Source organism: Oceanobacillus limi, assembly GCF_900111445.1.
Classification (GTDB): Bacteria; Bacillota; Bacilli; order Bacillales; family Amphibacillaceae; genus Ornithinibacillus; species Ornithinibacillus limi.
Genome location: NZ_FOHE01000004.1, coordinates 209,437 through 235,505, shown reverse-complemented (window position 1 = coordinate 235,505; position 26,069 = coordinate 209,437). Strand labels below are relative to the sequence as shown.

Annotated in this window: 30 protein-coding genes and 1 pseudogene; 19 read left to right on the top strand and 12 right to left on the bottom strand. The window is 35.8% G+C overall.

Going from position 1 to position 26,069, the window contains the following annotated elements:
* Positions 1-427: 427 nt before the first annotated feature.
* Together BMX40_RS06835 and BMX40_RS06830 are read left to right on the top strand one after the other, a co-directional pair.
* On the top strand, positions 428-1,108 hold the full coding sequence (locus tag BMX40_RS06835; RefSeq protein WP_090868176.1) for a response regulator transcription factor: 681 nt from the start codon (positions 428-430) through the stop codon (positions 1,106-1,108).
* A gap of 82 nt (positions 1,109-1,190) precedes the next feature.
* Complete coding sequence (locus tag BMX40_RS06830) at positions 1,191-1,823, top strand: NAD(P)/FAD-dependent oxidoreductase (protein ID WP_090868175.1); 633 nt, start codon at positions 1,191-1,193, stop codon at positions 1,821-1,823.
* Between the two features lie 49 nt (positions 1,824-1,872).
* Here BMX40_RS06830 and BMX40_RS06825 read toward each other — a convergent pair whose 3' ends face one another.
* The 3 genes from BMX40_RS06825 to BMX40_RS06815 form a co-directional block, all read right to left on the bottom strand.
* Positions 1,873-2,391 (bottom strand): hypothetical protein, encoded by a 519-nt coding sequence (locus BMX40_RS06825; RefSeq protein ID WP_090868173.1) that lies wholly within the window; start codon positions 2,389-2,391, stop codon positions 1,873-1,875.
* A 123-nt stretch (positions 2,392-2,514) separates the two neighbouring features.
* Positions 2,515-2,889, bottom strand: a complete 375-nt coding sequence (locus tag BMX40_RS06820; RefSeq protein ID WP_090868171.1) for a cupredoxin domain-containing protein — start codon at positions 2,887-2,889, stop codon at positions 2,515-2,517.
* A 152-nt stretch (positions 2,890-3,041) separates the two neighbouring features.
* Positions 3,042-3,590, bottom strand: a complete 549-nt coding sequence (locus BMX40_RS06815) for a hypothetical protein (RefSeq protein WP_090868169.1) — start codon at positions 3,588-3,590, stop codon at positions 3,042-3,044.
* A 220-nt stretch (positions 3,591-3,810) separates the two neighbouring features.
* Between BMX40_RS06815 and BMX40_RS06810 the strand changes: the two genes are divergently transcribed.
* From BMX40_RS06810 to copZ, 4 genes are all read left to right on the top strand, one after another.
* Complete coding sequence (locus tag BMX40_RS06810; RefSeq protein WP_090868168.1) at positions 3,811-5,004, top strand: D-alanyl-D-alanine carboxypeptidase family protein; 1,194 nt, start codon at positions 3,811-3,813, stop codon at positions 5,002-5,004.
* A gap of 97 nt (positions 5,005-5,101) precedes the next feature.
* Entirely contained in the window at positions 5,102-5,410 is a 309-nt protein-coding gene (locus BMX40_RS06805; protein ID WP_170840683.1) for a metal-sensing transcriptional repressor, read from the top strand.
* A 14-nt stretch (positions 5,411-5,424) separates the two neighbouring features.
* Entirely contained in the window at positions 5,425-7,809 is a 2,385-nt protein-coding gene (locus BMX40_RS06800) for a heavy metal translocating P-type ATPase (protein WP_090868166.1), read from the top strand.
* Between the two features lie 73 nt (positions 7,810-7,882).
* Complete coding sequence (gene copZ, locus BMX40_RS06795) at positions 7,883-8,086, top strand: copper chaperone CopZ (protein ID WP_090868163.1); 204 nt, start codon at positions 7,883-7,885, stop codon at positions 8,084-8,086.
* 36 nt (positions 8,087-8,122) lie between these two features.
* Here copZ and BMX40_RS06790 read toward each other — a convergent pair whose 3' ends face one another.
* Entirely contained in the window at positions 8,123-8,569 is a 447-nt protein-coding gene (locus tag BMX40_RS06790; protein WP_090868161.1) for a hypothetical protein, read from the bottom strand.
* A gap of 101 nt (positions 8,570-8,670) precedes the next feature.
* Positions 8,671-9,108, bottom strand: a complete 438-nt coding sequence (locus BMX40_RS06785) for a YugN family protein (protein WP_342028673.1) — start codon at positions 9,106-9,108, stop codon at positions 8,671-8,673.
* A gap of 111 nt (positions 9,109-9,219) precedes the next feature.
* On the opposite strand from BMX40_RS06785, the gene BMX40_RS20135 reads away from it, so the two are divergent.
* The 3 genes from BMX40_RS20135 to BMX40_RS06775 all read left to right on the top strand — a co-directional run bounded on the left by BMX40_RS20135 (position 9,220) and on the right by BMX40_RS06775 (position 11,013).
* Entirely contained in the window at positions 9,220-9,360 is a 141-nt protein-coding gene (locus BMX40_RS20135) for a hypothetical protein (RefSeq protein WP_170840682.1), read from the top strand.
* Between the two features lie 411 nt (positions 9,361-9,771).
* The gene (locus tag BMX40_RS06780; protein ID WP_090868157.1) at positions 9,772-10,389 is read left to right on the top strand and encodes a class I SAM-dependent methyltransferase; all 618 of its coding nucleotides are present in this window, start codon (positions 9,772-9,774) and stop codon (positions 10,387-10,389) included.
* Between the two features lie 21 nt (positions 10,390-10,410).
* Positions 10,411-11,013, top strand: a complete 603-nt coding sequence (locus BMX40_RS06775) for an SAM-dependent methyltransferase (protein ID WP_090868155.1) — start codon at positions 10,411-10,413, stop codon at positions 11,011-11,013.
* Between the two features lie 38 nt (positions 11,014-11,051).
* On the opposite strand, the gene nagZ is transcribed toward BMX40_RS06775, so the two are convergent.
* The gene (gene nagZ, locus BMX40_RS06770; RefSeq protein WP_090868153.1) at positions 11,052-12,719 is read right to left on the bottom strand and encodes a beta-N-acetylhexosaminidase; all 1,668 of its coding nucleotides are present in this window, start codon (positions 12,717-12,719) and stop codon (positions 11,052-11,054) included.
* Between the two features lie 331 nt (positions 12,720-13,050).
* A complete protein-coding gene (gene pdxK, locus BMX40_RS06765; RefSeq protein WP_090868150.1) occupies positions 13,051-13,860 on the bottom strand; it encodes a pyridoxine/pyridoxal/pyridoxamine kinase in 810 nt (269 codons plus the stop codon).
* Positions 13,861-14,162: 302 nt separating this feature from the next.
* Between pdxK and BMX40_RS06760 the strand changes: the two genes are divergently transcribed.
* Together BMX40_RS06760 and BMX40_RS06755 are read left to right on the top strand one after the other, a co-directional pair.
* Positions 14,163-14,615: a MarR family winged helix-turn-helix transcriptional regulator gene (locus BMX40_RS06760; RefSeq protein WP_090868148.1), complete on the top strand. Its 453-nt coding sequence runs from the start codon at positions 14,163-14,165 to the stop codon at positions 14,613-14,615.
* Positions 14,616-14,747: 132 nt separating this feature from the next.
* Entirely contained in the window at positions 14,748-15,308 is a 561-nt protein-coding gene (locus tag BMX40_RS06755) for an NADPH-dependent FMN reductase (protein WP_090868146.1), read from the top strand.
* A gap of 54 nt (positions 15,309-15,362) precedes the next feature.
* Here the strand turns inward: BMX40_RS06755 and BMX40_RS06750 are convergent, their stop codons facing one another.
* Positions 15,363-16,277, bottom strand: coding sequence for a patatin-like phospholipase family protein (locus tag BMX40_RS06750; RefSeq protein WP_090868144.1), 915 nt, complete (start codon positions 16,275-16,277; stop codon positions 15,363-15,365).
* Positions 16,278-16,759: 482 nt separating this feature from the next.
* On the opposite strand from BMX40_RS06750, the gene helD reads away from it, so the two are divergent.
* On the top strand, positions 16,760-19,063 hold the full coding sequence (gene helD / locus BMX40_RS06745; RefSeq protein WP_090868142.1) for an RNA polymerase recycling motor HelD: 2,304 nt from the start codon (positions 16,760-16,762) through the stop codon (positions 19,061-19,063).
* A gap of 135 nt (positions 19,064-19,198) precedes the next feature.
* Here the strand turns inward: helD and BMX40_RS06740 are convergent, their stop codons facing one another.
* From BMX40_RS06740 to BMX40_RS06730, 3 genes are all read right to left on the bottom strand, one after another.
* On the bottom strand, positions 19,199-19,756 hold the full coding sequence (locus BMX40_RS06740; protein ID WP_090868140.1) for a 5' nucleotidase, NT5C type: 558 nt from the start codon (positions 19,754-19,756) through the stop codon (positions 19,199-19,201).
* 157 nt (positions 19,757-19,913) lie between these two features.
* Positions 19,914-21,002 carry a bifunctional diaminohydroxyphosphoribosylaminopyrimidine deaminase/5-amino-6-(5-phosphoribosylamino)uracil reductase RibD gene (gene ribD / locus BMX40_RS06735; protein ID WP_090868138.1) on the bottom strand — a complete coding sequence of 363 codons (1,089 nt, stop codon included), beginning with the start codon at positions 21,000-21,002 and terminating at the stop codon, positions 19,914-19,916.
* The gene (locus BMX40_RS06730) at positions 20,995-21,750 is read right to left on the bottom strand and encodes a GTP cyclohydrolase II (RefSeq protein WP_090868136.1); all 756 of its coding nucleotides are present in this window, start codon (positions 21,748-21,750) and stop codon (positions 20,995-20,997) included. The genes ribD and BMX40_RS06730 overlap by 8 nt, the downstream gene beginning before the upstream one ends.
* Before the next feature lie 239 nt (positions 21,751-21,989).
* Here BMX40_RS06730 and BMX40_RS06725 point away from each other — a divergent pair, with 239 nt between their 5' ends.
* From BMX40_RS06725 to BMX40_RS06700, 6 genes are all read left to right on the top strand, one after another.
* Entirely contained in the window at positions 21,990-22,346 is a 357-nt protein-coding gene (locus BMX40_RS06725) for a PadR family transcriptional regulator (protein WP_090868134.1), read from the top strand.
* On the top strand, positions 22,327-22,842 hold the full coding sequence (locus BMX40_RS06720; RefSeq protein WP_170840681.1) for a DUF2812 domain-containing protein: 516 nt from the start codon (positions 22,327-22,329) through the stop codon (positions 22,840-22,842). Before BMX40_RS06725 ends, BMX40_RS06720 begins: the two co-directional genes overlap by 20 nt.
* Before the next feature lie 146 nt (positions 22,843-22,988).
* On the top strand, positions 22,989-23,303 hold the full coding sequence (locus tag BMX40_RS06715) for a PadR family transcriptional regulator (RefSeq protein ID WP_090868130.1): 315 nt from the start codon (positions 22,989-22,991) through the stop codon (positions 23,301-23,303).
* Between the two features lies 1 nt (position 23,304).
* On the top strand, positions 23,305-23,865 hold the full coding sequence (locus BMX40_RS06710) for an HAAS signaling domain-containing protein (protein ID WP_090868128.1): 561 nt from the start codon (positions 23,305-23,307) through the stop codon (positions 23,863-23,865).
* On the top strand, positions 23,858-24,667 hold the full coding sequence (locus BMX40_RS06705) for a DUF4097 family beta strand repeat-containing protein (protein ID WP_090868126.1): 810 nt from the start codon (positions 23,858-23,860) through the stop codon (positions 24,665-24,667). Before BMX40_RS06710 ends, BMX40_RS06705 begins: the two co-directional genes overlap by 8 nt.
* Before the next feature lie 132 nt (positions 24,668-24,799).
* Positions 24,800-25,018, top strand: a complete 219-nt coding sequence (locus tag BMX40_RS06700; protein ID WP_090868124.1) for a hypothetical protein — start codon at positions 24,800-24,802, stop codon at positions 25,016-25,018.
* Between the two features lie 65 nt (positions 25,019-25,083).
* Here the strand turns inward: BMX40_RS06700 and BMX40_RS06695 are convergent, their stop codons facing one another.
* A complete protein-coding gene (locus BMX40_RS06695; protein ID WP_090868123.1) occupies positions 25,084-25,671 on the bottom strand; it encodes a TetR/AcrR family transcriptional regulator in 588 nt (195 codons plus the stop codon).
* Positions 25,672-25,889: 218 nt separating this feature from the next.
* Between BMX40_RS06695 and BMX40_RS20760 the strand changes: the two are divergent.
* Positions 25,890-26,057, top strand: a pseudogene (locus BMX40_RS20760) (TetR/AcrR family transcriptional regulator); the annotation flags it as partial.
* Positions 26,058-26,069: the final 12 nt, after the last annotated feature.

Here is a 26,069-nt window from a genome sequence, read left to right as displayed (position 1 = left end):
AATATAGGTGAATAAAGGAACCACTTCGTTATTGATGAGGATCGTGGTTCCGCTAAATCACAAAAATACCGCCCAAACTAGGTGTATGAGGATCCACCTCGTCATCGCCTGAGGATCGTTTCCGCTATTTGGACCCAATGACGGTTAGATGAATCCTACTTCCCCCATTGGCGGATTAAGTATTCCACCATCAACTTTATTTTTGAATACATTTTTTACGTCGCATAATACATCTACTATGAAATGACTGCTGACCTTTAATAACATACACTGTATTCATTAGTCCCAAATTTTTTCATAGGAATATGTGATATAGGTCACGAAGTAGTATTCCAACCAACAGTATAATAATGGTGAAGGTGCCTGGCACTCAGTACTTTAATTGTGCATCCTCTACAGATTATTTCATTTAAATGAGGTGTTTTAGATGAAGAAAGTCCTGTTAGTTGTGTTGGAAGACCGTATGCAAGATGAAATTTCTTCATATCTACAATCCAATCAGTATATTTGCAAAAAGGTGGAAGGATTTAAAGCGGCACTAAAAGCTATTAAGGAAGAGCTTTTTGACGTTATAATAGTAGATTGTAAGTTTGTGGAAGTTTATGGTTGGGGACTATGTCAGGAAATTAATACAACAACTAGTTCATCTGTTTTAGCTTTATTCGAACATAAACCACAAGATGACCTAACAACCAGATTGCTAGGTGAAGTGGACGACTTTATTGTTCAACCCTTCTGTAAAGAAGAATTATTAATTCGAATGGAAGCTTTGCTAAGAAAAAAAGCATGGAAACATAGGTTAGAAATAAATGGACTAATATGGGATGAAGCCCGATATGAAATGTCTTATAAAGATAAGCAAATTAAATTAACACCGAAGGAATTTACGATGATTGGCTATTTAATGCGACACCCTAATCAAGTATTTGCACGTGATACGTTGATTCAATTAATTTGGGGATTAGATTCCGATACAGAAGGAAGAACAATCGATTCGCATGTTCGTAATATTAGAGAAAAGGTTCGCCAATCGGGATTTCCAATTGATGATTATTATCAAACAGTATGGGGAGTGGGGTATAAGTGGGTAAATGCTTCCATCTCTTAAAGTAATCAAATATGGAGTTGAATACCGTACTAGGGTATACTATAATTGTTTATAGTAGTTTTATTGAGAGGGAGAAGTATACGTGAAAAAAACGAATAAATATATACAATTAGCTGTCAATGGTGGGATTGGTTTTGGTGCGAAGCTAACACCGAAGCAGCTAATGACTCTGGGTGAATACTTAGATGGGGATACAGAGATTGAACTAACTACTTTACAGCAATTAATTGTTCAAATTCCTAAAGAGGAATTGGAGGAAGCGAAGCGAAAGTTTGATGAAGTGGGTCTACATTACTATAAGGTTGGAAAGTTTGTGAAAAACTTACGTACTTGTAACTTTTGTAAAGGGGAAGAGGAAGAAGGTATGCCAGTTGCAAAGGAATTAAATAAACGTATTGCTGGTCAAGAGGTGCCATTTACATTACGTCCTGCTTATACAGGGTGCCCCATAGGTTGTGGTGAGCCTTTAATTAATGATATTGGTGTTATAAAAGATAAAGATACCTATGAATTATATATTGGTGGTATATCTAAAGGGAGAGAAGCCCAACCAGCTAAGTTAGTTAAAGCAAACCTAGATCCAGGTGAATTATATCTTTTAGTTGATCAAATTCTAGAAATCTATCGAGAAAATGGTAAAAAAAGAGAAAAGTTTTATCGTTTTGTTGATCGATTCGGCTTTCAGAATATGAAGGAAGAACTTAAAATTGTATAACGTTTCGTTATAACAATAATACGTCTGTCTATTTGACAGACGTATTATTTTATAGGTTAAGAAGATCTTGAAAGTGGAGGTAAGTTTTTATCCGCTCTTGCGTAGAGATATTCGAACGGTAATCCCAACCCTTCCTTTCAATAAAGTGATTATATTTGTTTTTTATATCTAATTGCTGTAATGCCATTTCTTTGTGTGCTTTCTGAACATTTTCTTGCTTCATCTTCAGTGCAGAATGAAAGTTTTCACTCGCCATGTTTGCAGCTGTGTTATGTGCTTCCATTACTATCCACTTGTCATTCTCATAATTTTTCTCATTTGTATTACTGACAGATAATTTGGTGCTAGGTAGAGGGGGCAACTCAAAATGATCATGATAATCTGGATTTATAAAAGCTAGCATAATCCAAATGTGTGAACGCATTACATCAATTTGTAATGTAATTATCCTACGTAACTCCATATCTTTTACAATGTCTTGGTATTTTATTAGTTTGGTAATCACTCCTTCATGAACAGATAGATGTTCGACCATAAGAGCATGATCCATTGCAGGTAATGAAGCCATATTGAAATACCATTCCCTTCTAAAAGGTTCTTACCCAATATTTTATGTAGGCATGAATAAGATGTTCTATCGTAAGTCTAAGCACCTCAACAAATGTTAAGGCGCTTTAATAACTGTGCTCTATTACTGTACAACTAGGGTAGTTTGCATTTCTCCATGTCCATTTCCACAAGGGATATTGCAGTAGATTGTGTATTCACCTGGTTCATCAGGTGTGAATGTTGCTTCTCCTTCTCCTTCTATATGAACATCGAACTCATCAATGGAAATTCCATGCATACCTTCTTCGTTTGTTAGTGTAATTTTTACTTCTTCACCAGCATTTACGGTGTATTCCTCTTGACCAAGGTCAAAGTTCGTTGCGGAAATATCTAATTGGGTAACGTCTGCATTATCTCCCGTAGCATTATTACTAGATTGATCTGCTTCCTCCCCGCCACAAGCAGCAAGAGCAAATATTAAGCTGAATAAGATTGTTGCAAATAAGATTTTTTTCATTCTAAAAACCTCCCATAATCTAAATACTTTCTTCACTGATAATGATAGCGATGAAATATGCATTTTTTATGGAGAGGTGGAGGCAATTTTATGAACGTTATGGAGTGTATTAAGCGAAAATGCATCTGAAACGGAAATGATCCAATACGATGTTAATGCTTATGGTGAAGGTCCGAATTAAAGCTAATAGGTTCTAGTTGCTGGAGTAACAGAAAAACGAAAGAATACAAAATAATAGGAAATAAAGGGTTTGTGTATAATGCAGAAGCGGATTTTAGTACTTCCTTTTGAAAAAGGTATATTAACAGGACTGTCGTTGTTAAAAAAAGAAAAAACATGATCTTAATGATAGCGTCATAGTAAACTACTTCGGTCATCACGCCAAGCATTGCTCCCATCATTCCTCCCATAATACCAGACAACATTCCATCGAGAACAGCTATAATATTGATTGGTAATCCAACGATAAACCCGACGGAAATTCCGATGGCAATGCTAAAAACGGTTGCCATGAAGAAGTTTTCCTGCAACAATATTCCAATTACTACACCAAATGTTAATCCGGCGCTCATTCCCATAGCCATTGAGGTGACCATACCAACCATACTTGTGATTTTGGATTTAAAGTAAAAAGTAAAAAAAGTAATCATGATAGAGAGTATAGCGGTTGTAAAAATTATGAAAAATAATGCGGATCCCACTAGGTTATCTCCTTTCCAACTTGTCCAATTACCATACTATATGCTTACATGAAGAATAATTATTCAAGCCAATTTTTGAAAATGGTGTTATTACATAATATTAAAAATCATTATCATTTCTGTAACTTTTCTATATTATCTATAAATACGTATTAAAATGAAAAGGACATGCCTATCAAAATATAACAAAATGAGACAATTAATTTAGTGGGTGATAATTTTGAAGAATATAGTTCTATTAATACTTATAATCTGCTTCATCAATGTATTAATTCCAATTAATGTATATAGCCATAAGAATACCACTCAACCAGATTTAGCGAGTGAATCTGCAATTGTGATAGATGAAAAGTCGGGAGATATACTCTTTGAAAAAAATAGTAAGCAAGAAATGTATCCGGCTAGTTTGACCAAAATTGCTACTGCAATCTATGCTATTGAAAATGGAGATTTAGAGGAGTTAGTTACAGTTAGTGAAAACGCCCGAAATACAGAAGGTTCTCGCGTTTATCTTGAAGAAGGGGAACAGGTTCCACTTAAGAAATTAATACAAGGATTAATGATAAATTCAGGAAATGATGCTGGGGTAGCGATTGCTGAGCATTTAAGTGGAAGTGTAGAAAACTTTGCATCGGATTTAAATAAATACTTAAAAGAGACAGTGGGGGTCGATCATACAAACTTTGAGAATCCACATGGCTTATTTGATTCCAAGCATGTTACAACAGCAAAAGATATAGCTGAAATTACAAAATATGCCATGAAAAATAAGCTGTTTAAAGACATCAATCAAATGGAGGAAATGGAGTGGATTGGGGAATCCTGGGAAACGACTATTCATAATCACCATAAGTTAATGGGAGAAATACCTTATGACGGTATTACTGGTGGAAAAACGGGTTATGTCAGACAATCTGGGTTTACGTTAGCAACTACTGCAAAGAGAGAGTATTTGAGTGTTATTGTCGTTACCCTAAACGCGCAGCTCCAAGAAGACGCTTATACAGACACAATTAATCTATTAGACTATGCATTTGATAATTATCAAACAGCTTTTATTTCTGCTGGTACACACTATAACGTTGGAGAAGACGTATATAAAGTACCTGATGACCTATACTATACACATAAAGTTGACAATGAAGTTAATGAGCAGATAGAGGAAGACGGTATTTTGGAAGCAACAGATGAAGGGACAGACCAAGTAATAAAAAGCTTTCAATTAGAGATGGTTGAAAATGATGATAAGTCTGTAGCAACCAGTGCTGCTAGTACAGATGACATGGAAAGACAAAAGGTGAGTTTTTTTCAACATTATCTGGCAGAAATAGTCCTTGTTATCCTTTTGTCAGTAGGTTGTGTAGGGATTTATTATCGAAAGAATATTGTAAATCTGTTGACCAATTTCCGGTAACTGAATGAAAAAATGCCTATTTAGATAAAATAGGTTTTTTTTTATTGACATATATACATTAGGGGGGTATAGTATTTTATATAAAATAAAGGAAGTGATGAAGTTGGATAATTTTCTCCACGATCACCCAACAACACCTCGGTCAAAAGATGAAAAGCAAGCGGTTATTAATCGTCTAAAGCGAATTGAAGGCCAAGTGCGTGGCATACAAAAAATGGTTGAAGAAGACCGGTACTGTGTTGATATATTGGTTCAATTAAGTGCTATTAATGCTGCTTTGAAAAAGGTAGGGTTTTCAGTAACGGAGCGTCATATTAAACATTGTGTAAGTGATGCAATTAAATCTGGCGAAGGAAACGAAACGATTGAGGAGTTAATGGAAGTAATGAAACAGTTCTCCAAATAAGAGGAGGGATTGCAATGAGCGAGGAAAAACACGTTACAGTTGGGGTCACTGGAATGACCTGTGCTGCATGTTCCAATCGTGTTGAAAAAGTGTTGAATAAGATGGATGGTGTAGAAGCCCAAGTTAATTTAACAACGGAGAAGGCAAGTGTGGATTATGATCCATCTACAGCATCTATTGAGGATATTACAGCAAAAATACAAAAATTGGGTTATGGCGTACAAACGGAGAAAGTTGAGTTTGATGTATATGGGATGACCTGTGCGGCGTGCTCTAATCGAATTGAAAAAGTATTGAATAAACAAGAAGGTGTAAAACAAGCTAATGTGAATTTAGCGACAGAAAGTGCATCAATTGAGTACAATCCAGGGCTGATTGAAGAATTAGACCTTATTGGTAGAATCCAAAAGCTTGGGTATGATGCAAAACGTAAAGTGGAAGAACAAGAAAAACAAACCGAAAAAGAAAAACATTTAAAGCAAATGAAAGTTAAACTTGTTGCATCTGCACTATTATCTACGCCACTGCTTGTGACAATGCTAGTTCATTTGTTTGGGGTAGAGCTTCCACATCTATTCATGAATCCATGGTTTCAATTAGCACTCTCCACACCAGTTCAATTTATTATTGGTTGGCAGTTTTATGTAGGTGCATATAAGAACTTACGAAATGGTGGAGCAAATATGGATGTGTTAGTTGCCTTGGGGACAAGTGCCGCATATTTCTACAGCTTATATGAAGGATTGAAGACAATTGGTGATCCTCAATATATGCCACATCTGTATTTTGAAACGAGTGCTATTATCATAACCTTAATATTATTTGGGAAATATTTAGAAACAAGTGCCAAAAGTAAAACAACCGTAGCTATTTCTAAATTGCTCAATTTGCAAGCAAAGCAGGCGCGCGTATTACGAAATGATGAAGAGGTTATGATTCCAATCGAAGAAGTAACGGTTGGGGAGCATATTATCGTGAAGCCGGGAGAGAAGATACCTGTAGATGGTATTATTATCAAAGGTAGAACATCGGTTGATGAGTCTATGATTACTGGTGAGTCAATTCCTATCGAAAAAGATAAAGAGTCAACCCTTATTGGCTCCACGTTAAATAAAAATGGAACAATTGAAATGGAAGCAACGAAGGTAGGGAAAGATACAGCACTAGCATCAATTATCAAAGTTGTGGAGGATGCTCAAGGTTCCAAAGCTCCTATTCAACGGTTAGCAGATGTTATTTCAGGCTATTTTGTCCCTATTGTTGTTGGGATAGCCTTTCTAACATTTATCATTTGGATTGTATTTGTTACACCAGGAAATGTTGAGCCAGCTCTAATTGCTGCGATCGCAGTCCTCGTTATTGCTTGTCCATGTGCATTAGGATTAGCGACGCCAACCTCTATTATGGTTGGTACAGGAAAAGCTGCCGAAAACGGGATATTATTTAAGGGTGGCGAGCATTTGGAGCGAACGCATCAATTAGATGCAGTGATTTTGGACAAAACAGGAACCATTACAAAGGGAAAACCAGAAGTTACTGATTTTACTGGTGATGAACAAATTTTAAAGCTGTTAGCAAGTGCGGAGAAAGGCTCCGAGCACCCGTTAGCAGAAGCTATCGTTGCACATGCAACAGAGAAAAATATAGAATTAGTGGAAGCAGATGACTTTTCTGCAATACCTGGTCATGGGATCGAAGCATCAATTGCTGGAGAAAAGGTACTTGTTGGTACTAGAAAATTAATGAATGACCATAATATTGATGTAAGACATGTTGAAGATGACCTAAAGAATTACGAGTCAAATGGTAAAACAGCGATGTTAATTGCGGTTAATGATGAATTCAGTGGGATTGTTGCTGTTGCTGATACAATTAAAGAAACTGCTGTAGAAGCAATTGATCAACTAAAAGCTCTAGGACTAGAAGTTATTATGCTAACTGGAGATAATGAACGCACGGCACAAGCAATTGCGAAACAAGTTGGAATAGATCATGTCATCGCACAAGTTTTACCAGAAGAAAAAGCTAATAAAGTAAAAGAAATCCAATTGCAAGGGAAAAATGTTGCTATGGTTGGAGATGGAATCAATGATGCCCCAGCGTTAGCTATTGCAGATATTGGAATCGCGATTGGTACTGGTACAGAGGTTGCCATCGAAGCAGCAGATGTTACGATACTGGGTGGCGAATTGTTATTAATACCTAAAGCTATTAAGCTAAGTAAAGCAACAATTAAAAACATTCGTCAAAATTTATTTTGGGCTTTCGCGTACAATAGTGCTGGAATTCCTATTGCGGCAATCGGATTGTTAGCACCTTGGGTTGCAGGTGCAGCAATGGCATTTAGTTCTGTAAGTGTTGTTTCTAACTCCCTTCGTTTGAAGCGAGTTAAAATATAGGAAAACTTCTTGGGGGTGTCAATTCCCCCAAGTAGTAAGTACAAATATAGAATCTAGAAAGGGGAAATATAGCATGCAAACTACTTTAGATGTAACAGGTATGACTTGTGGCCACTGCAAAATGTCAGTAGAAGGTGCACTTAACGAGTTAGAAGGAGTGTCCGGTGTGGAAGTTGATTTAGGCACTGGAAAAGTACAAGTTACGTATGATGATTCAAAAGTAAACTTAGATCAGCTGAAAGAAGCAGTAGAAGATCAAGGTTATGATGTAGCATAACTATTACCGAGGGGTGCAATCACTCCTCGGTTTTCTTTACTTCGATTGTTGTTCTATACTTCCTTTTTGTTTGGAATAGGATGAATCTCGCTCTTCTAAAATATCTTGAATAATTTGGATATGGAAATTTGCCCAGGCTTGTTCGCGAAAGTGGAGGATTAAACTGAAGGTCAATAGAGTTAGATAAATAAAACTAAATATGATCCAGTTAATGCTGCCTTCTTTGAACAAAAAGTCTTGTAAATGACTAGAAAATAAAAATAGAAGCCAAGGTATTGCGGTTGCAAAGATTGGGATAATCCCCGAACCGTTTTTTTCTTTTATCATTCGGTAATAAATTAGTTTTAATGTAGTACTATCTTGGGTTTCGTAAAAACTCTTAATTTCCTCAGTTTCTTTAATAAAACCAATGTTTCTAATCTTACTAGGTGATTCTTTCACACGTAGATAAATCTTATGTGCATCACCACGAAAAGAAAACATAGCAAAACATCCTTTATGATCATCTGTTATTAATTATTAGGAACTTAACGAAAAAAATACCTCCATTTCGAATTTCTTTGAAGGTATTTTTAGGTATTCATTTAGGAAATAGATTGATTTGCAGGTACATGTGCTGCCAGTTGGTTAACAGCCATTTGTCCTACTTCTTCCCATTTAGTTTTATTGTGAATTTGTCCATCTTTATCAAGTGGTTCTTGGAATTGATTGATCCCAGTTGCAGCTAATAAGGAGTTTTCCCCTTGATCTAACCCAATATGTACAACATGTTTAATAACAAATGGTTTTTTAAATTGAAGCAAGGCATTTGGTCGATCAAGTTCTCCTTTAATGACGTGAAATGGAACCCTTACATAAATGGTTTCCCCCCCTTCTCTCCATATAATTGAATCGAAGAAACCACCATCGTACTCCCAGCTTCCACATAGACCAAAGCCATTATGCTTGGCGATATTCATCATATCGGCAAAATGCGCTGTCTTCCCTTCAATATTTGTTTCTAACTGTAACAAAATCTTCACTCCTCGTGTTCTGAAATTTTATTCCATTAATAGCTTGCACCAATATTGGAATAAAATACCTAATTATTCATTCTGCTTTCTACAGAAAATAGGGGTAAGGAGGAATGGACAATGCCTTATAAAGGAAAAGATCAGTATCGAACGCAAACTGGAGATTATAAGAATAAAACAGGGGAATTAGAATTTGGATATGAATATACGAGTGGAAATCGACTGAAACGAAAAAATAAAAAAGATAATGGGAAACAATAGCTAACAGGCATCTCTTGTATGAGGTGCTTTTTATTTATTATCATATGTATTTCGTCGGTACGATCTCCAAATTCCACAAAAGTTTACTCTTAATAACATGCAATAATTTATAGGGATGTATTATGATATATATTTTTATTTCAAAAGCTTTACTAAGTTGGCTTATTGCTTTTGCATACGATAGGAGTTTTTTTTGGTACTAGTTGATGGTATATGGTGTCTATTCCGTGCAACTTTAATCGTGGTGGATTATGATGTTTGTAGGACGATCTATTGATATTTGGACAACATGCATGGTGGTTTACAATTGGGAAGCTATTTGCATTTATCTGCTTACGAAAAAGTCGGCAAAAGCTTAATTAGCAAGGTAGTCTAACTTAATTTCTTAATTAAGGAAGCGGTGTAGAGAAGATGTTAAGAGATACGGGAGAGCGAGTTATTCCAGAGAGAATGAAAATATTAAACGGATTATTAATGGAGCACATTGCGAGGTATCATTTTGCGACAGAATATGTACATGGAAGGGTGTTGGATTTCGCCACAGGCGCCGGTTATGGGGCGCATATTATTGCGAAGATGTGCAAGAAAAAAATAGATGAAATTGTAGGAATAGATTATGATCAAGATGCGATTCACTATGCAAAGGGGCAGTATTTTCACCCTCTATCTAAATTTGTGGTAGGTGATGTGATTGACCCACTTCTTCCAGAGAAGCTAGGAACGTTTGACTGTATCATGAGCTTTGAAACGATTGAACATATTCAAGAGGAAGAGCGGTTTATGGGTAATGTCTATCAGTTGTTAAAGCCAGGAGGGACTTTAATCTTATCAACACCGTTTGGGGAAGGAAGAGGAAAACCTAGTGGGCAAGAATTCCATGTACATCAATTAACGGTTGAGGAGTTCAAAGCGTTATTTGATAAGTATGAAAATAAATCCTTTTTTTATCAAAAAGGTGTTGTGATCGAACCAAGTGATAGTGCAGAAGAAAAAAATTACCCACTTGGAATCGCGATTTGTAAAAAATAATCTGCTACATGGGAGCTTCGAATGAAAGAATACTATTATGATAAATTATTGAATATCCGTACAAATGGAAAAGGTTCTGCTAATCGTGTGGATCACTATCACCCATATGAACCAACGCCATATCATGCACTAGAGGTTTTATTTCGTCATTATGAGCTTCATTCATATGATCGCGTGGTGGATTTTGGTTGTGGTAAAGGTAGACTGAACTTTTATGTCCATTATTTTTATCACGCAAGGGTTCTTGGAATTGATATGAACGAAAAATTTTATCGACAAGCATTAGAGAACCTTGAACAATATGGAAGAAAAAACAAAAAAGAGTTGGACAAAATTGATTTCCAATGTTGTTTAGCCGAAAGTTACACTATCGACCCGAATGATAATCGGTTTTACTTTTTTAATCCGTTTTCGATAGAGATATTTATGCGAGTAATTCATAATATCTGGAATTCATTTGAAGAAAATAATCGCGAAATTGATGTAATTCTTTACTATCCATCCGAAGAATATATCCATTTCTTAGAACATAAAACAAACTTTGAACAGATCAATGAAATTGTATTACCTAACTTTTATGAGGATGACCCTTCGGAAAGATTTAACATCTACCAAATACGTTAAAACAGGAGGTGCCTGGCACCTCCTGTTTTTTATGCAATTTAGGGGAGTGTTTTTTTGATTAATTCGTTCAGGCTTTTAATGTCGATGCTGTCTTTCGGGTTATCATTAATTTTATAACTTTCTTTTAATGCCAAAATCCTCGAAACACTTTCATCAATTCTTTCTTCCGTTATTTCTCCTGTTTGAACAGCTTGCTTCACTGATTTGATGGTTTCCGTTACATTATGATACTCGTGAGCAACTAGTATCATATCACTTCCTGCTTTTATTGATTGAACAGCAGCTTCTCCTAGCTCATAATTGTTTTCTATTGCATCCATTGTCATATCATCAGTAACAATAAGTCCATCAAAATTCAAGTCGTTTCGTAAAAGGTCTGTGATAATGTTGTGAGATAATGTAGCTGGGTGCAGTGAATCCAGCTCTGGCAATAGTATATGAGCAATCATAACAGCATCTGCACCTTCTTTGATGGCATGGATAAAGGGTTTCAATTCCAAGCTGTAAAGCTCTTGGATGCTTTTATTTACCGTTGGCAATTCTAGGTGGGAATCTACGGATGTGTCACCATGTCCTGGGAAATGTTTGACCACCGAAATGACATTCTTTGATCGGATTCCTTTCATCGTTTGTATACCTAGTTCTTTAACAACAGTAGGATTATCTCCAAATGAACGATTATTGATAACGGGATTATCTGGATTGCTATCAATGTCAAGCACTGGTGCAAAGTTAAGGTTCAATCCAAAAGCGGATAATTGTTCACCTAAAATTTGACCAATTTTATAGGAAAGCTCCGGATCATTTATATCGCCTATTGCTTGATTGGTAGGTAATTCTTCTAAGTTACCAGGAAGCCTTGTTACCCTTCCTCCCTCTTGATCTACGCTTAAAAAGAGAGGGATTTTATTTTCAGCGTTTTCTTCTTTAATTTCATTTATAAGTTTCATTGTTTGGTCCACATCTGTTATATTTTCAGGATAAAAGATGACTCCACCTACTTGGTAGTCTCGGATCAGACTTTGGGTGTTTGCTGTCATCTTTGTTCCGTATATTCCCGAAATGATCATCTGACCAATCTTTTCTTCTAGAGTCATTGAATCAATCTGTTTCACACTATCTAAATGATTATTAGAAACTAATGATATATGATGAACCGTAGGGTTGGGATCTTTATCTGTTGGTTTTGGTAATATCCATTTTAAATTATAGAATGCATCTATATGGTATTCGAGAATGACTTGGTCATATTTTTCATCCTTATAATAATGCGTTTCATCTGGCTCGCCTTTATAGTTTAATATATCTTTAAGATGAATTTGATTCAATTCTTCCTCGTAAGAACGGATATCTCTTATAACCGTATCCGTATATCCAACCGTTATATTTTGTTTTGTATAATCATCATAAATGAAATTATCTACCGTAGTAGTATAGGTAGATTTTCCCCATTGATCGATTACTTGATTGATTTCTGTTTTTCCGACTACAAATGGGACATTATTTAATCTGCCTTTTGTTGCTTCTTGAAAGATATTCTTCACTTCTGCTTGAAACCATTGAGGCTTTGTATCCTTGAAATGAATGGTATGAAATGATTTCGGGTTATTTGTTGCGAAATATGGTTGAGATGGAGTCCCCAAATAGTAAATTCCTAAAATAATAAGAAAACAAATTGGGAGGCCAATAATTACATACTTTTTCATTGAAAATCTCCTAAACAATTATGTATTTAACCCGCATATGACTGGCAAGCCGACGTAACGCAACGTCCTGTGCATCAGAAGACCTCCATTCAACCTGCGAGTTAAAATCAGGAGGTAAAGTGCGGATCAACTGAAGGCCAAATGTCTGATTCGCTCTTCCAACTATAAGTGGGGAATGAAGAAAACCCACTTATTGGTATATCCACTTTATTATATTAGACGAAAGGTGAATTAATGATGTTTCAGAACTAATTAATGGGAATGGAGTAGGGGTTTTATTAGAGGGAAAATATGGAGAACAAATATAAAAATTGCTCTCCATTCATTAAATTTATTGAGTTTTTTGATTGTACGCACCATGCATAACTGGTCCAACATATTCATTAAGCTTCCAGCCATGAGTGATGGCCGCAGTGACAAACTCTTTTGCTAACTTCACGGAATCTTGGACGGACTTACCATGCGCTAGATTTGCAGTGATTGCAGCTGCAAACGTACACCCTGCACCGTGGTTATAGGTTGTATCTACTTTTTCTTTTTCCAATAGAACAAATTCACTACCATCATAAAACAAGTCAATGGCATTCTCGTGTTCTAATGCCTTGCCACCTTTTATGACAACATTTTTTGCTCCAAGTTCAATGATTTTTTCAGCAGCTTCTTTCATTCCATCAATTGACTTGATCGGACCAGTTTTAGCTAACTGACCAGCTTCAAAAAGATTTGGTGTAGTGATGGTTGCACGAGGTAGTAAATATTCTCTCATGGCGTCAGTGTTTTCGGGTTGTAACACTTCATCTTCACCCTTACAGACCATCACTGGATCTAACACATACTTTTCTAGCTTATATTCATCAATTTTTTTTGCACCAAGCTGTATTATATCTACTGAACCAAGCATGCCAGTTTTCATTGCATCAATACCAACAGATAAGATTGTATTTAATTGTTTTTCCACGATGCTTACATCAATTGGGTCTACGTTATGATTCCAACCATTTTTTGGGTCCATCGTTACAATTGATGTTAATGCTGTCATGCCATAAACGCTATGTTCTTGAAAAGTTTTTAAGTCTGCTTGTATACCTGCACCACCGCTCGAGTCGGAACCTGCTAGGGTCAATGTTTTTTTCATTGTCATGATGTTACCCCCCATACGGAAATTTTGAATTCCTTTATAGAATATACTAAAAGACATTGAAATAAAAGAATTAAAGCTTACTTGTTTACTCGGAATTCAACTTTAGAAGTGATCTATCCATAATAGAAATAAAGGTATTGGAAGATGTAAATTATTTGTTGTTTGAAGAAATCGTTCTAAGCAATATATTGGACACGTTTGTCCATGCAAGCTTATACTTAATTTATCTCGAATTCGAGATAAACTATTTGTGGAGCTCAAAAGCATGTAAGTCAACGAATATGGGGGGAAGGTTGGTCCTAATGAGTTCATTGGATAAAGTAACCGATGGTGAGTTGTCGGTAAAATTATTTGTTGTTTTAACACGTGCATTGCAGTCAGTAGAGAAACAGGTTATTCAAGATATTAAAAGTCATGGGCTAAACTTAACAGAGTTCTCTGTTTTAGAGTTGTTATTTCATAAAGGGGATCAACCGATACAAAAAATTGGACAAAAAGTGTTACTTGCTAGTAGTAGTATCACATATGTTGTCGATAAATTGGTAGAAAAGCAATACCTTGAAAGAAGGGCATGTCCGAATGACCGTCGCGTTACTTATGCCACGATTACAAAAAAAGGTAACGCATTAATGAATGAAGTTTTTCCAAAACATATGGAAGCAATGCGTGAAATTATGGGCGGACTAACGATGGAAGAGAAGGAATTCGTTATTACACATCTAAAAAAATTAGGTCACTATGCGAAAGAACTCTAAAATTTTTTATTCCAATATCTCTATTTCGAGATAATTGACTTCAGTATATTGAGCAATACAAAAGGTTTATTCTTCTATGGAAAATTCTATTTTCCACCAAATTTAATGATCACACTGAGGAGGAATTATAGTATGTTAAAAATAGGAATTGTACTAGGAAGTGTACGTCAAGGAAGAAATGGGGAGGCTGTTTCGAATTGGATTTATGATTTTGCTACAAACCGAAATGATGATGTAGTATATGAAATCGTAGATCTAGCTAACTATAACTTACCAATGTTAGGTGCAGAAGTACCTGAATCTCAAAAAGAAGAAGCGGAAGCTGCTATAAAAGGCTGGTCTGAAAAGATGGCTTCTTTTGATGGTTATATTTTCGTCGTTCCAGAATACAACCATGCTGTAGGTGGAGCATTCAAAAATGCTACTGATTATCTTAATGCAGAAGTTAATAATAAAGCGGCAGGATTTGTTGGTTATGGAAGTTTAGGGGGTACTCGTGCACATGAGAACCTACGTTTAATCCTAGGTGAATTACAAGTTGCAGATGTTCGTACAGCTGTTACATTCTCATTAATGTCTGATTTTGAAAACTTTAGTGAATTCAAACCAGCGGATTACCATGAAAATAATGCAAATGAGATGCTTGATCAAGTAATCGCTTGGAGCGGAGCATTGAAAACAGTAAGAGCGTAGAAAATAAACAATAAATGATAAAAACCTCACGTAACTCGTGAGGTTTTCTATGTTTTAAACTGTTTTAATAGTTTTGTTGCCAGAAACTTGTTCTATTGGATTTCTTGGTACTTCTGTCTCATGTAGAAAATGTTTTAAATCTAAAAAGCTATTTTCTGCTTCTTCGTACCCTTGGTTATACAGCAACCGGAGCTTCTCGCGGTTTCTTTCTATTCTACTTCCTTTTAGTGGCTTCTTGGGCTGTATAATAAATACCTCTCCACGTTTTTCCATGTCGAGAATTTGTTGCATCGTTTCGTTGTAAAGTTCATGGCGATTGCTTAGTAATTTTAAAAATTCCGGATGATTACGATATACGCGTTTGAATAACCAATTGAGTTTAGTGGCTTTTTTGATATAACCTTTATTCCGAGTCAAAACGACGACATGTTTTGTGTTTCCGCTTTCTATAGAAGGCTTGATAGGAATATTATCTGCTATTCCTCCGTCCATTAGTTTTGTTTGGTTATACGTGATACTAGGGGCAAGTATAGGTAACGAACAAGAAGCACGAATAATAGTTAAAAGATCTGATTTAGACATAAAGGTTTCATGGTAATTTGGTTTTCCAGTGTCTAGATCTGTTGTACCAACAACAAGTTTCGAAGGAGAAGCAAGAAAATCTTCAAAGTTTAATGGTATTAATTCCCCTGAAAGTTTTTGGAAGATAAACTCCATATTAAATAATTCTTTATGCCGAATCATTCGCGAAAACGAAATGGAATGTTTATTACTGCTGATTTGTTCTAAAATCTTGTAATTTCTCCCTCGTTGATTAGAGACATAGGAACTTCCGATTATTGCTGCAGAAGAAGTAGTGGAAATAAGTGGAAATTTAATTTCTTTATCATGGAAGAAATCAAGTACACCAGCAGTATAGGCTCCTCGCATTCCACCGCCTTCTAATACAAGATTTGCCTGATGCTTCAATTCATACACTTCCCTTTTTATTCAGTGTTATTATTATAGCAATCTAGGGTTATATTTAGTAGTATAGGTACTTGTTTGGTAGGATGGTTACGTTTTCTCGTGTAACGGGAAATCCCGCTTGCTAGCTTATTATCAATGTGATGAAGTGTGAGAAAGTGTCGTCGTACTACAATCAGCGTAAAATAGGAGGTCCTACTGATTGATAATTCACATTATGAAGTGTATGAAGATTATAGAACCACTAGTAATGAGAAGGGCGTTTTGTATTTCACTCATAAAAAAAGTACGAAAGATATATACTATCAAAATAATAACCCACTAGGCTAGATATTATACAAGCTTAGTGGGTTGTTATACATAAAGAAACATGATAAACTATATAAGTTACTGGAGTTATACGAAAATAATGTATAACTATCCAATATAATTATATCATACTTACTTACAAAAAGTCAAACAAAAAGTGAAATGGGGTTGATGGAATGAGTGAAGTGGCAACTAATCGTGATCGCGAGGATGAACAAAAGCGAGTAAATTATGTTATTGAAGAAATCAACCAAAAAGCAGAAGATCTATATTCCAAATCCAAAGGGTTAAAGGAAGATGTTATTCATTTGCGAAAAACCTTTTGGGAAGATGTCACTGTGAACTTAGACGAACCAGATGACGTAATTGAAACGCAAGCAAGTATTAAGCAACAAGCGGAATTATTGACCGAGCGAGAGCAAAGTCATGGAAAGATAGATGAACAGTTGAAAACATTGAAACGTTTAAAAGACTCTCCCTATTTTGGCCGAATTGATTTTATAGAAAGTGGGGAACAGGATGCCGAACAATTATACATAGGTATTTCTTCTTTAATGGATCGGGATGAAGAAAATTTCTTAGTATATGATTGGCGTGCACCTATTTCTAGTCTGTATTATGATTATTCACCTGGAAAGGCAGCATATGAAACGGCCGAAGAAACTGTGACTGGAGAAATCTCTCTAAAAAGACAGTTTATTATTCGACAAGGACTTATTAAAGGGATGTTTGATACTGGGATTACAATAGGTGATGAACTATTACAGCAAGCACTTGGAAATAATGCCAGTTCGACAATGAAAAGTATTGTTGCGACAATACAGAAAGAACAAAATAAAATTATTCGAAATGAACGTAGCAATTTATTAATCGTTCAAGGTGTTGCTGGTAGCGGGAAAACATCAGCTGCTTTACAGCGGATTGCTTATTTGATGTACAGGTATCGGGAGGAATTAAATCCAGAAAATGTTGTAATGTTTTCACCGAATCCACTGTTCTCAAGTTATATATCCAACGTCCTTCCAGAATTAGGGGAAGCGAATGTCAGGCAAACTACATTCTTAAATTATTTACGGGACGCGATTAGTGAAAAAATTACGATTGAATCTCCGTTTGAACAAATGGAATATGTATTAACAGGAAAAGCGGATGCTAACTATTCGGCTCGGATGGAGAGTATGGATTATAAATCGAGTGTAGATTTTATGCAAGTGCTGGATAACTATATTGTAGAACTAGAAGATGAAGGGATTCGGTTTAAGAATATCACGTTTCAAGATCGAATTCTTATTTCGAAGGAAGCGATATCGAAATACTTCTATTCACTTGATCCAGCTATTTCTATTCCAAATAAAATGGAACATGTTTCAAAGTGGTTGTTAAAGGAATTACGTATTCATCAAGAGGAAGAAAAAGAAAAAGATTGGGTTATGGAGCAAGTTGAGTTATTAGATAAAGAAGATTACCTTCAAGCGTATTATCAGGACCAAGATCAAGATGAGGATATAACGATGGAGGAAGACATCCTTCGAAAGGAGATTGTGAAACGGTTTTTTGCACGTATTAAAAAGCAAGTCAAGCAATATAAATTTGTAAATGTCTTGGCAACATTCTATAAAATGTATACGGATTGGCATCCAGTTGGAAGTGTTCCTGCAAATTGGAAGCTAATCTCTAATCTAACTGCAGAAAGTTTGTCAAAGAGATATCTCACTTGGGAAGATGCAACACCTTATGTGTATTTTCGGGGACGTATTCTAGGAGATAATTCTGATCGTTCCGTAAGACATCTTTTTATTGACGAAGCACAGGACTATTCTGCATTTCAATATGCGTTCCTAAAGCATATTTTTCCTTACACTCGAATGACGTTATTAGGGGATATTAATCAGGCAATTTATACACAGGTAACCAAAGAAAATCCTTTAGTTCCTCAGAAAGAGGTACGAAATTATGAACGGATCACATTAACGAAAAGCTACCGGTCTACGAAACAAATCGTCGAATTTACGTCAGACTTTGCACCAGGAGAAGAGCTTATTGAACCGTTTGAACGAGAAGGTAGTTTGCCTAAGGTTGTGCAGGCAGACCATTCGGAGATAACTTCAATGCTTGTACATCAGGTTGAAAAAACTCAAGAAAAAGGGAACGAAACAATAGCGATTATTTGTAAAACATTGAAAGAAACTGAGGAAATATATAATGCAATAAAGGAAAACATTTCGGTTACGATGATTGATGAAGAGACATATTCCTTTCAAAAGGGGATATTAGTTCTCCCTACTTACTTAGCCAAGGGGATTGAATTTGACGGGGTAATCATTCCAAATGCTTCCGATCAATTTTATCGTGCAGAATCCGACCGGACACTTTTTTATACGGCCTGTACTCGTGCAATGCATGAACTAATTTTGATTGTGGAGGGAGAACCTTCTCCTTTTATCGGTGAAGTAGATGAAAACAAATATGAGGTGCAGTAGATTTCGTGGTAGATCTCTGGATTTCGGTTGGGAGCTCCTTTTAGACAGAGTGTTATTTGGGGTATATCGAATAATCAAGTGAGATCCCGAATTCTCTCGTCTAAAAAAGGCGTCCTATTTATATGGACGCCTTTTTTAGATGAGTCTCTGGAAGTCTAACCAATTAGTTATTCTTGGTATTTCTATTTTACGGTTATACGACTGGTCTTTTATAAATAATTTCACGGAGGTATCCAAAAGTGTCTCGAGTACACCGGGCTTATCATCCACATAATAGTCTAAATCTAGGTCTTTAATAATATGGATTTTTTCATCATCTTTCATACCGTAATAGAAACGGTCTTCATGGATAGGGAAGCCTTGGTCTCGCATCCATTGTTTTGTCCTTTCTCCGTGTTCTTTAGGCCTTGCGGTGATATAGAAGATCTCATGTCCTTGTTTTTCCAGGTTGTTTAAGGTTTCGATAGCTCCTGGAAAAGCGGGGCAATCAGTGAAATAAATTTCCTCTAGTGAACGATTCCACATTTCTTTCCCTTCGTCATCCGAAAGGCCGAATGGTTCGTGGATTTCCACGCGATCAATTGCCAAAAAGTCCTCGTGTGACAATTCTTTACCAAGTTTGGTTTTATACAAATTGAACGCGTGTTCCCGTAAATTGATTAATGTATCATCAATATCAAAACCAAATTTCATAATATCCCTCTACTTTAATAAGGTTGTAGTTATGATTGTGCTAATTTTCATAGATTATCAGCGTATTATTTGTATTATAAGCGATAAGTAATGATGACTTTTTCCGTTATATATCATCTGGCAAACAAAAGAATGAGCGCAATCAATAAACATTATGCTAATACGTCGGATACCCAATAAATTTAAAGTCTTCACCAATTTTTTCGATACTAGTATCTCGTAAATTGATGGCATCCTTCATCTGCTCAAATCCTGTCCCTTCCAGAAAAGTAGGGGCATCCTTTCCTCCGACTAATTTAGGAGCAAAATATAATACGACTTTATCTACTAGCTTTTGCTCTAAAAAGGAGGCGTGGATGTTTCCGCCACCTTCAATAAATACAGAAGAAATCTGTTTCTCAGCTAAAATGTGAAGAACCTCTTTTGGATCGACAGAAGACTGGCTATCCGTTACAAATACAGAGGCACCAGCATTTTCTAGGGTTCTCTTTTTATCATAATCGATATTTTGACTAGTGAATATCCATGTTTCTGCTTTATTATCGTTTATGAGCTGTGCATCTAAAGGTGTTTTTAACGAAGAATCCATAACGACACGTATTGGGTTGCGCCCATTTGGAATTCGCGATGTTAATGCAGGATCATCTTTTAAAACGGTGTTTATTCCCACTAGTATTGCCATATTCTCACTTCTAAGCTTATGCACGTCTAATCGGGACTCTTCGGAGGTAATCCATTTGCTGTCAAATGTTCTTGTTGCTACCTTTCCGTCTAGTGTTGTACCAGCTTTTAGTGTGACGAATGGTTTCTTTTGTACGATAAACGTATTAAAAACTTCATTCATTCGAATAGCTTTATCTTCACAAATCCCAACGGTAACTTCAATTCCTGCATTCTGTAATATCTTTATTCCATTCCCTGCGACAACTGGATTCGGGTCCAATGTTGCAATCACAACTTTCTTTATGCCGGATTTTACGATTGCTTCAGCACAAGGACCGGTTCTACCGTGGTGAGAGCAAGGTTCTAGAGTAACATAGATTGTTGCGCCTTTGGCCTGTTCACCAGCCATTCGTAATGCATGGATCTCTGCGTGTGGTTCCCCGGCCTTTAAATGGGTGCCGATGCCAACAATGCGATTATCATTAACAATTACAGAGCCTACCAAAGGATTAGGTTCTGTTTGCCCTTTCATCGCTTGGGCATTTTGAATAGCAAGATCCATATAAAATTCATGGTTAGTCATTCGAGCAGGTCCTTTCTTCTTTTAGGTGACCTGACTTTGTGATTTTAGTTTGTAAGTATTTCTCATTGTACTCAGAGAAATCTCCCCATAGTGGGACACGACCTGAGACATGAAGCCCAGCACTTTTTAGCGCTTCTAATTTAAGTGGATTATTTGTAATCAGTGTAACTGGTTTTGAACGTAATCGTTGAAGTACGTTAATGGCATCATCATAATTTCTGGAGTCGTTTACGAAACCAAGATTTTCATTTGCTTCAACTGTATCATAGCCATTTTCTTGTAATAGGTAAGCCATTGCTTTAGAGAATAATCCAATTCCTCTACCTTCATGGTTTGCTAAATAAAAAATGGCACCTGAACCATGTTCTTTTACCTTTTTCATTGATTCTTTTAATTGGTATCCACAATCACAGCGCTTGCTACCAAAAATATCTCCTGTATGACAGATGGAATGCATGCGTATTAAAGCATCCTCACTATTCTCAAAATCTCCATAAACAAGCACACTGGATTGTTGGTATTCTGCCAGGTTTTGAGAAGATAAATTATCAATTATTTGTTGATAATCATCCGTAACTTCCTCGCCATTCATCCAGCAGTACCATTTGAATTCTATCGTTTCTCCATATAGATTAACTGGAAGTTTGATTGGCCCTACCAAATATATTGCACCTTCAGTAGTCTGTATGGATTGTATTTTATCTTTTAATATCGAAAAAACTTTTGTTTCAAGTTTCATTTGTCCCATTTTGCTTAACTCCTTTCATTGAATTAAGTATAAAGAAAAATAAATGTATCATCAATTGATCTTTCTCGACAAATTATACTTTTATCATTCTATGTATTTTGCGCTGAAAAAGAGACTTTGCCAGTTAGTATAACCAAATGTGTTCATTGGAGTAAAAACTTTATGTTGTCATTTAATAAAGTATATGGTACTATATCGACATACGATATATCGATAGGTGATACAAAGGTGGTGAATAGATGTCCAAACAACCAGAAGATTACATACCGCTTTCACAAGCAACGTATTATATTTTGTTATCTTTACGGGAAGTTCGACATGGTTATGGAATTATGCAGGATGTTGAAATGGTTAGTAAAGGTGAAGTATCGATGGGGGCAGGAACGTTATATGGCGCGTTAGGTAAGCTGGAAAAGCAACTAATTATTAAGAAGGTTCATAAAGAAGGTACCGATCGACGCAAATATTACACGTTAACAAGCCTTGGAAAGTGTGTTCTACAGCTTGAATATAGGCGATTAACATCATTAGTTGAAAATGCGCAACAAATTATCAATGAACTGGGGGAATGTAAGGATGACGGTGAAAAAATTTAAATTATTTCTTGCTTCAAGTATTGAGAAAGAAGAACAGTGGCTAACGGAGATGTCACAGAAGGGGTTGCATTTTACTAGGTACCGATTTGGAATGTATTTTTTTGAAGAGAATTCGAATATATCCTATATATTTCAAACTGATTTTCGTCCTAAAGCAGATGATGATTATTTTCAATTTTATCGAGATGCAGGGTGGAAGCATGTGGACAACGCATTAAATTTGTTTCATTATTTTCGTACAGAAAAGGATTGTACTGGTGTTAAGAAATTATATTCTGATGAGGAGTCTATTAAGGACGCTTATAATCGAATGATAACTTATTACATGTCTTTATTTATCTTACTTATTATCTCTCAAATCGGAATCGTTGCAACTTGGGAAGGTTATGTTATGCAATATGTTTCTTTGTCCATTGTTAGTATTGTGGTGGTATTATACCTTTATATGTTTCTGTCCTTTCGCAATAAAATGAAATTTTTTCGAAAGGAGCGATAGACACCGATTATCCATCGGTGTTTTTTTATTTATAGTACCTTGCAATAAACAGTACTGTATGATATCTTATATCTGAAGGTACTAAAAGTAAATCAGTACTATATAATGTATAGTACCTTATCCTTTTCGTGAGGTGATTATCAACAATGAATGTGCAATTTAAAAAAGGTGTTTTAGAACTATGTGTCCTCGTCTTATTGGCTAAACAAGATCATTATGGATATGAATTAGTTAGAAAAATTTCGGATCGAATTGCTATTTCCGAAGGTTCTGTCTATCCACTGTTACGCCGTTTAAATAAAGACGGATATTTTTCAACGTACTTAAAGGAATCAACGGAAGGGCCATCACGTAAGTACTATAAGTTAACCGATGAAGGACGAACGTATTTAAACGACTTACTCCAAGATTGGCAGGCTTTTACGGATGGGGTAAATCAATTGATAGAGGAAGGTGTTTGATGTGACAAAGGAACAATTTATGAAAGATTTATCAATTGCTTTAGAAAAATTTCCCCAAGAGGAAAGAAGTGAAATATTACGGGATTTCGAGGAGCATTTCACACTTGGATTGGAAGAAGGGAAAACGGAAGAACAGATAGCTAAGTCGCTAGGTTCTCCTAATCATATTGCCAAGGAAATGTATACAACTTACCGCATCGAGCAAGTAGAGGGAAAAGCAACTGCAGGAAATATCCTCCGTGCTGTATGGGCGGTAATTGGGCTAGGATTTTTCAATGTAGTTATTGTATTAGGACCATTTATAGGGCTAGTGAGTATCGTATTGGCAGGTTGGGTTGTAGGTGTTACATTTATCGCAACTCCAATACTCGTATTATTAAAAATAATTGTTGCACCAGAAACATTTATCTTTTTTGATCTGTTCTTTTCAGTTCTAATAGCAGGTCTCGGAATACTTGTAACGATTGGTATGTATCACGGTACAAAATTGTTCCGTAATGGGCTTGTTCGTTATTTGAAATTCAATGCCAAGCTCGTAAAAGGAGGTATGGCACATGCGTAAGCAGAAACTATTAATATGGGTAGCTGTCATTCTAATTGTAATAGGGGGCTTGGGTAGTTTGTTAACATTTAAATCGGTATTTGCGGCGGAGCAAATTAAGGAAGAAAAAGAATTCGACCAACAGGATGTACGAAGGTTTCATGTAGTTTCAGATAATGCTAGTGTTGAATTCATCCCAACAGAAGATTCTACAGCTAAGGTTGAGATGACTGCATCTGAGAAAAGAAATAACAAATATACATTCCATACGGAACTAGATGATGGAACGCTTTATATTGAATTAAAAGAAAAACGATTATTTAAACTGTTTAGCTTTGACTTCAGTTTCAAAGGTCCATCAATAAAAGTTTATGTTCCTGCTAAGCAGTACGAGTCGTTAAATATTGATCTGATCAATGGGAAAATGAATGTGAGAGATATGCAAGTAAAACATGCAGAAGTAGGAAGTACAAATGGAGCAATTAACCTAAGTAACATGGAAACAGTTTCAACTAGAGCAACGTCTGAAAATGGAAAATTGACGATAAACAAAGTGAGTGGTGAAATCTCTGGTGACGTAACCAATGGTAGTATTCATCTTAATGTGGAGCAGATAGATCGAATGATTGATTTGAAGTCTGTAAATGGGAAAATAATGATTCGCACAGATGAAGAACCAAGTAATGTTACCATTGATGTGAGCGTAGTAAATGGAAAATCAGAGGTATTTGGCAATGAAACAAAACACACTGTAATTGGAGACGGGGAGAATAGAATTAATTTGGAGACGATCAATGGAAAAGTATCTATTGATAAACAATAAAATAGAAGTTTTCAAGGTGTCGTTCTAGCGAATGGCACCTTTATTTTTTGGAGCCCTAGTTAGGAAATTGAAACCAATGATTATCTCTTAGCGTAATGAAGGTTAGTTAACAAATAGAATGGAGTGGATAAAATGAATGTTGCGATGAATAATGCAGATTTAGTTCGGGTTGTCTTTGTTTTTCAAAAAAGTGAACAAACCGAGGAAGTACTGCTAACTATGGCTGAGCTGACAGCTTTGTTGCATTCGAAACAGGTTTGGATTGAAAAATTTAGCGCTAACTTAAAAATAGAGAACACAGTTTGGTCGTACGCAAATCACAAGGTTTCACTACAAATTTATTTAAAATAGTTCCTTTCTGTTGGGAGGCTGTCACTAAGCAATCTTCCATAAAGACGCGTAATTGCTCGAACTAATTACGCGTCTTTATTACCTACAATCCCATAAAATAATAGCTTAGATAAGTCTTCGCTTAGAGGAAGTGCTTGTTTTTGTACCTCTTCTTTGGATAAATAGTCATTAAACATTTGAATATAGAACATGATGGCTTCATTGGAAATGGACGAATCAATATAGCCTTGCTCTTTTCCAAAGGTGAAAAAATCTGCTAGGCGGGGAAGAGCCTTTTCTGCATAGAATTTTTCAATGTAGTTATTACCGGTAGCGTATTCTCTCATAATGTATTGATAGAAGTCTTCATTGATTTCATTGGCAGTTGTTGAACTTTGAAATATAATTTGCTTTATTTTCTCTGAAAAGTCAATGTCACTATCCAGCAATTCTTCCGTCTCCGACCAAACTTTTTCTACATAATACATGATCACTTCACGAATTAATTTTTCTTTACTTTCAAAGTAATTGTAAATAGTAACTTGAGATACCTTAGCCTCTTTTGCGATCTCCGATACAGCTACTTTTTGTATTCCGTACTTCATAAACAAAGTCAAAGCAGCTTCTAATATATTTGTTTTTTTCATTTCTTTTCTACGTTGAAAGCCATCCATCTCGTTCACCTCAACTTAAATTTTATATAAAATTTTGTAATAAAACAATTAATATAGTTCAAAAATATATTGCAAATCATCATACCTTTGTATATTATGAACTATAATAGTAAAAATAGTTCAAAACTAAACGCAGAAACATATATTGACCAAGGTGGTCTATGGTGTTATGCTAAAATCGACCAAATCGGTCTAACCATTGAAAGAGGTGATTAGATATCAACGAAACATTTAATAACCTTGATATAGAAAAGCAGAGTCGCATTATTAATGCCGCTTTACATGAATTTGCAGAAAATGGGTATGAGAAGGCTTCAACAAATCGAATTGTAAAAGAAGCGGGAATTGGAAAAGGGATGCTCTTTTATTATTTTAAGAATAAAAAAGAGCTTTGCTTA

Excerpts from the sequence above, each read along its gene's own strand:
- BMX40_RS06800 (WP_090868166.1), top strand. The coding sequence starts at position 5,425 with ATGAGCGAGGAAAAACACGTTACAGTTGGGGTCACTGGAATGACCTGT.
- BMX40_RS06825 (WP_090868173.1), bottom strand. The coding sequence starts at position 2,391 with ATGGCTTCATTACCTGCAATGGATCATGCTCTTATGGTCGAACATCTA.
- BMX40_RS06715 (WP_090868130.1), top strand. The coding sequence starts at position 22,989 with ATGAATGTGCAATTTAAAAAAGGTGTTTTAGAACTATGTGTCCTCGTC.
- BMX40_RS06820 (WP_090868171.1), bottom strand. The coding sequence starts at position 2,889 with ATGAAAAAAATCTTATTTGCAACAATCTTATTCAGCTTAATATTTGCT.
- BMX40_RS06720 (WP_170840681.1), top strand. The coding sequence starts at position 22,327 with ATGACGGTGAAAAAATTTAAATTATTTCTTGCTTCAAGTATTGAGAAA.
- ribD (WP_090868138.1), bottom strand. The coding sequence starts at position 21,002 with ATGACTAACCATGAATTTTATATGGATCTTGCTATTCAAAATGCCCAA.
- BMX40_RS06725 (WP_090868134.1), top strand. The coding sequence starts at position 21,990 with ATGTCCAAACAACCAGAAGATTACATACCGCTTTCACAAGCAACGTAT.
- BMX40_RS06700 (WP_090868124.1), top strand. The coding sequence starts at position 24,800 with ATGAATGTTGCGATGAATAATGCAGATTTAGTTCGGGTTGTCTTTGTT.
- BMX40_RS06805 (WP_170840683.1), top strand. The coding sequence starts at position 5,102 with ATGAAGTTGGATAATTTTCTCCACGATCACCCAACAACACCTCGGTCA.
- BMX40_RS06760 (WP_090868148.1), top strand. The coding sequence starts at position 14,163 with ATGAGTTCATTGGATAAAGTAACCGATGGTGAGTTGTCGGTAAAATTA.
- nagZ (WP_090868153.1), bottom strand. The coding sequence starts at position 12,719 with ATGAAAAAGTATGTAATTATTGGCCTCCCAATTTGTTTTCTTATTATT.
- pdxK (WP_090868150.1), bottom strand. The coding sequence starts at position 13,860 with ATGACAATGAAAAAAACATTGACCCTAGCAGGTTCCGACTCGAGCGGT.
- BMX40_RS06755 (WP_090868146.1), top strand. The coding sequence starts at position 14,748 with ATGTTAAAAATAGGAATTGTACTAGGAAGTGTACGTCAAGGAAGAAAT.
- copZ (WP_090868163.1), top strand. The coding sequence starts at position 7,883 with ATGCAAACTACTTTAGATGTAACAGGTATGACTTGTGGCCACTGCAAA.
- BMX40_RS06740 (WP_090868140.1), bottom strand. The coding sequence starts at position 19,756 with ATGAAATTTGGTTTTGATATTGATGATACATTAATCAATTTACGGGAA.
- BMX40_RS06780 (WP_090868157.1), top strand. The coding sequence starts at position 9,772 with ATGTTAAGAGATACGGGAGAGCGAGTTATTCCAGAGAGAATGAAAATA.
- BMX40_RS06775 (WP_090868155.1), top strand. The coding sequence starts at position 10,411 with ATGAAAGAATACTATTATGATAAATTATTGAATATCCGTACAAATGGA.
- BMX40_RS06790 (WP_090868161.1), bottom strand. The coding sequence starts at position 8,569 with ATGTTTTCTTTTCGTGGTGATGCACATAAGATTTATCTACGTGTGAAA.
- BMX40_RS20135 (WP_170840682.1), top strand. The coding sequence starts at position 9,220 with ATGCCTTATAAAGGAAAAGATCAGTATCGAACGCAAACTGGAGATTAT.
- BMX40_RS06705 (WP_090868126.1), top strand. The coding sequence starts at position 23,858 with ATGCGTAAGCAGAAACTATTAATATGGGTAGCTGTCATTCTAATTGTA.
- BMX40_RS06835 (WP_090868176.1), top strand. The coding sequence starts at position 428 with ATGAAGAAAGTCCTGTTAGTTGTGTTGGAAGACCGTATGCAAGATGAA.
- BMX40_RS06730 (WP_090868136.1), bottom strand. The coding sequence starts at position 21,750 with ATGGGACAAATGAAACTTGAAACAAAAGTTTTTTCGATATTAAAAGAT.
- helD (WP_090868142.1), top strand. The coding sequence starts at position 16,760 with ATGAGTGAAGTGGCAACTAATCGTGATCGCGAGGATGAACAAAAGCGA.
- BMX40_RS06695 (WP_090868123.1), bottom strand. The coding sequence starts at position 25,671 with ATGGATGGCTTTCAACGTAGAAAAGAAATGAAAAAAACAAATATATTA.